Annotated in this window: 5 protein-coding genes and 1 pseudogene; 2 read left to right on the top strand and 4 right to left on the bottom strand. The window is 64.1% G+C overall.

Annotation, left to right across the window (positions count from 1 at the left end; genetic code table 11):
* Nucleotides 1-289 (top strand): annotated as a pseudogene (locus EN932_RS31615) (AI-2E family transporter); the annotation flags it as partial.
* A gap of 80 nt (nucleotides 290-369) precedes the next feature.
* The gene (locus EN932_RS31610; RefSeq protein WP_127369043.1) at nucleotides 370-858 is read left to right on the top strand and encodes a GNAT family N-acetyltransferase; all 489 of its coding nucleotides are present in this window, start codon (nucleotides 370-372) and stop codon (nucleotides 856-858) included.
* A 57-nt stretch (nucleotides 859-915) separates the two neighbouring features.
* On the opposite strand, the gene EN932_RS31605 is transcribed toward EN932_RS31610, so the two are convergent.
* The 4 genes from EN932_RS31605 to EN932_RS31590 all read right to left on the bottom strand — a co-directional run bounded on the left by EN932_RS31605 (nucleotide 916) and on the right by EN932_RS31590 (nucleotide 3,566).
* Nucleotides 916-1,917 (bottom strand): aldo/keto reductase, encoded by a 1,002-nt coding sequence (locus tag EN932_RS31605; RefSeq protein WP_127388351.1) that lies wholly within the window; start codon nucleotides 1,915-1,917, stop codon nucleotides 916-918.
* A 97-nt stretch (nucleotides 1,918-2,014) separates the two neighbouring features.
* Nucleotides 2,015-2,260: a DUF982 domain-containing protein gene (locus EN932_RS31600; RefSeq protein WP_013530762.1), complete on the bottom strand. Its 246-nt coding sequence runs from the start codon at nucleotides 2,258-2,260 to the stop codon at nucleotides 2,015-2,017.
* 131 nt (nucleotides 2,261-2,391) lie between these two features.
* On the bottom strand, nucleotides 2,392-2,571 hold the full coding sequence (locus tag EN932_RS38185; protein ID WP_164753542.1) for a hypothetical protein: 180 nt from the start codon (nucleotides 2,569-2,571) through the stop codon (nucleotides 2,392-2,394).
* A gap of 110 nt (nucleotides 2,572-2,681) precedes the next feature.
* Nucleotides 2,682-3,566: a LysR family transcriptional regulator gene (locus EN932_RS31590; protein ID WP_013530764.1), complete on the bottom strand. Its 885-nt coding sequence runs from the start codon at nucleotides 3,564-3,566 to the stop codon at nucleotides 2,682-2,684.
* Nucleotides 3,567-3,569: the final 3 nt, after the last annotated feature.

Raw genomic sequence — 3,569 nt, 5'->3', positions numbered from 1 at the left:
CCGGGATTCCACCAAGCACGCCCGCTTTCTGGTCCGCCGGCTGAAGCGTGCGAAGGCCGCACTTCGGGTGGGAATCGTGTTCTGGTCGGAGGCCGACAGCGAGGACAAGGAGACGGCGGGCAAACTGGCGCGTGACATGAACGCGGATTTCGTGGCGCATGGCATGGTCGACGCGGTGCTGGGCGCGCTGTCAAACGAGCCGCCGGTCGCGCTCAAGCTTGTCGCCAAACGGCGCATGCGGCGACAGCGGGCCGCGTCCAAGAAGGTTACCGCGGCAGCGGCGGGTTGACCGAAATCGGCTGAAGGCCGGTGGAACCAGGCGGCCCTCCGCGCGGCCTTACGAAATTAGCTACCCGTCGGCGGTGAGAAATGCTCGAAATTCGCCCAGCCCAGGAAGCCGACCGGTCGGCGATCGTGCAACTGTGGCATCAGGGCTGGCATGATGCCCATGCGCATCTGGTTCCAGCCGAAATCCTGGCGTACCGAACGCCGGCGCATTTTGCGCTGTGGCTGGAGCAATCCACCGATGCCTTCCATGTGGCGGCAGCCGATGGATTGCTTGGCTTCGTCTCGATAAACGGGGCGGAGGTGGTGAAACTCTATGTAAGCCCGCAGGCACGGGGAAGCGGAACCGCCCGCGATCTGCTGTCTTATGCCGAGCATCTCTTGTGCGAACAGGGCGTGGCGGAGGCCGAGCTTTTCTGCACGGCGGGAAATGTCCGCGCGCAGAGATTTTATGCCCGCGAAGGATGGCGCTTGAACCGCAGCTTCGAAGACGCACTTTGGCTGCCGGATGATGTCGCCGGCAGGTTCACCGTGGAAACCCACTGCTATCGGGAGCATCTGGGCTTTCGTTAGCATCACTATTCGGAACGAGCTTGGCGAGATTGTCGCGGACGCTGGAGCAGGCGCCCCCTACCGGTCGACCATCGCCATGCCCCGCTCGGTATAGCGCGGGCCGGAGATTTTTCCCGGCGCGAGCGCTTCGTTGAGCGCGGCCATCTCGGCGGCATCGAGTTTGATAGCGGCGCCGGCGACGTTCTCTTCCAGGTATTTTCTGCGCTTGGTGCCGGGGATCGGCACGATGTCGATGCCAAAGCCGTCGCCCTTCGCCAGCAGCCAGGCCAGCGCGACCTGGCCGGGCTTGACGCCGCGGGCAGCGGCGATGTCGCTCACCTTGGCGGCCGCCTCGACATTGGCGTCGTAGTTTTCGCCCTGGTAGCGCGGGTCGTTGCGGCGATAATCGCCGTCGGGATAGTCTTCCGCACGCTTGACCTGGCCGGTGAGAAACCCTCGGCCGAGCGGCGAGAACGGCACCAGGCCGATGCCGAGTTCGCCAAGCAGCGGGATGATCTCCGGCTCCAGATTGCGCTCCCACAGCGAATACTCACTCTGCAACGCCGACACCGGATGCACGGCATGCGCCCGGCGGATGTTGGCTGCACCCGCTTCCGACAGGCCGAAGAAGCGCACCTTGCCTTGCGCGACGAGTTCGCCGACGGCGCCCGCGACATCCTCCATCGGCACCGCCGGGTCGACGCGGTGCTGGTAGAGCAGGTCGATACGGTCGGTTCCGAGGCGGCCGAGCGAGGCTTCCACCGCCTCTCGAATGTGCTCGGGCCGGCTGTCGGTTCCGGTCTGCTTGCCGTTTTCGATGCGGAAGCCAAATTTCGTGGCGATCGTCACCTGGTCGCGCTTGCCCTTCAATGCCCGGCCGAGCAGGGCTTCGTTGTCGTAAGGGCCATAGACTTCGGCGGTGTCGAGGAAGGTGCAGCCGAGGTCGATGGCACGGTGCAGCGTGGCGATGGATTCGGCCTCGTCGGCCGGGCCATAGGACTGGCTCATGCCCATGCAGCCGAGGCCGATGGCCGAGACCTGCAGCCCCTGGCTGCCGAGCTTGCGTGTTTTCAGGGTCATGGCAGGCGTTCTCCGGAGGGGGCGCAGCGATTATAGCGTCAGCAGGTTCAATCGATACGCCTTTCGATCACGATGTGGCTATTCGATAAGGATGTGGCTATTCGATCAGGATGTGGGCTTCGCGCGCTGCTTCGACGAGCGCCGCCCTGGCGACGTCGGGGGCAACATCGCCGCTCGTCGCCCGCTGGCAGGCGCGCAGTGCGGACCGATGCTTCGGGCTGCCTGCGTCACGCCAATGTGTGGTGAGCAAATCAATGGCCTGCTGTGTGTTGGACAGATGATGGATGGAACCGGTGACGCCGACCGAAACCGCCACAGGTTTGGAGAACCATGCCGTTTGCATTGGAACCACCTCAATTGGGCTGAAGCAATAAACGCTTATGGCCGCTCAAGGTTTCGTCGCTACCAATCAATCTGGCGTGATAGATTGCCGATACCCCCCAGCGGCATTGGGCCCCACATTGTCCGCGGGGCTCACATGTTCGAGGCGACGTCGCGGGTGGGCGGTGTTTTGGGTTTGTGGGCGGCGCGTTGCCGCGTCGCCTGGTCGGCAGGGCGGGGTTTGACCGTGTTCACGGTCGTGGGCGCCTGCGCCTTGCGGCGCTTGAGCCAGTTGGCTGACAGTTCGGCAAGGAGACTGCGCAAGTCTTTCACGGCGTCCTCCTCTTGTAGGGCGACAAGGTAATTGCCGTCGCCCCAACTTGTTCCACCGCAAACTCCTTCCGCCAGAAATAAAAGTTCTTGCCGGCGAAAGCAGCCGGGCATCACCTGCCGATATAGGCGGCCAGTTCGTCCGGCGTCCCGTTCGGGAAGGCCTGTTTCAGAAAATCCAGGAACGCCGACACGCGCGGGCTGAGCAGCCGCCGGGAGGGGTAGAGCGTCCAAAGAGCGATCTCAGGGGCGTCGATGTCCCCCCAATTCACCAACGTGCCGTCAGCCAAATCGTGGGCCACCAACGAAATGGGAAGACGTGCCGCACCGACCCCCGCTCGCACCGCATCGCGCACCATAATGAGCGTTCCCAAAGCGAGGACCGGCTCGATTTTGATCGTCGACCGGCCACCCTCGGTCTTCACGTGCCATGTTTGCCGTTCGCCTTTCCCGCGCGCAACGGCAGGGGCCGGTCCACCGGTGCGAGGAAGGTGAGGGCTCGCCACGACGACCAGCCGGTCGCGGAGAAACGCCCGTCCGACCAAGCTTTCGTCGGGATCCGGGTTGACCCGGATCACCAGGTCGTAGCCTTCCTCGATCATGTCCACAGCCCGGTCCTCCGTCGTGACCTCCAGCCTCACCTCCGGAAATTTGAGGGCAAATCCCGCGGCGATCCTCCCCATCGCGGTCTGAGAAAAAAGCAGGGGCGCGCTGATCCGCAGTCTCCCCTTGGGTCTTTGACCGCCCGAGGCGATCGCCGCGGCCGTCTCGTCCAGTTCGGCAAGCAACGCCCCCGTCCGCTCGAAAAGCGCCCGTCCTTCCTCGGTCAGCTTCAGGTTACGCGCACCCCGTTCAAACAGGCGCAGGTCAAGGCTGCTCTCCAAGTCTCCAACGCGCCGCGACAGGGTTGCCTTGGGTCGGCCGGTGGCCCGTGCCGCCTTGCCGAAACCGCCATGGCGGGCAACGAGGTTGAAATCGGTGAGGGCCAGAATATCCATAGG

It is taken from the genome of Mesorhizobium sp. M7A.F.Ca.US.002.01.1.1 (assembly GCF_004022955.1).
Classification (GTDB): Bacteria; Pseudomonadota; Alphaproteobacteria; order Rhizobiales; family Rhizobiaceae; genus Mesorhizobium; species Mesorhizobium ciceri.
Note: the sequence above shows the minus strand (reverse complement) of the source record. Positions and strands in the feature narration are given on the sequence as shown.

Coding starts and splice junctions, on each gene's coding strand:
- EN932_RS31610 (WP_127369043.1), top strand. CDS start 370: ATGCTCGAAATTCGCCCAGCCCAGGAAGCCGACCGGTCGGCGATCGTG.
- EN932_RS31605 (WP_127388351.1), bottom strand. CDS start 1,917: ATGACCCTGAAAACACGCAAGCTCGGCAGCCAGGGGCTGCAGGTCTCG.
- EN932_RS31600 (WP_013530762.1), bottom strand. CDS start 2,260: ATGCAAACGGCATGGTTCTCCAAACCTGTGGCGGTTTCGGTCGGCGTC.
- EN932_RS31590 (WP_013530764.1), bottom strand. CDS start 3,566: ATGGATATTCTGGCCCTCACCGATTTCAACCTCGTTGCCCGCCATGGC.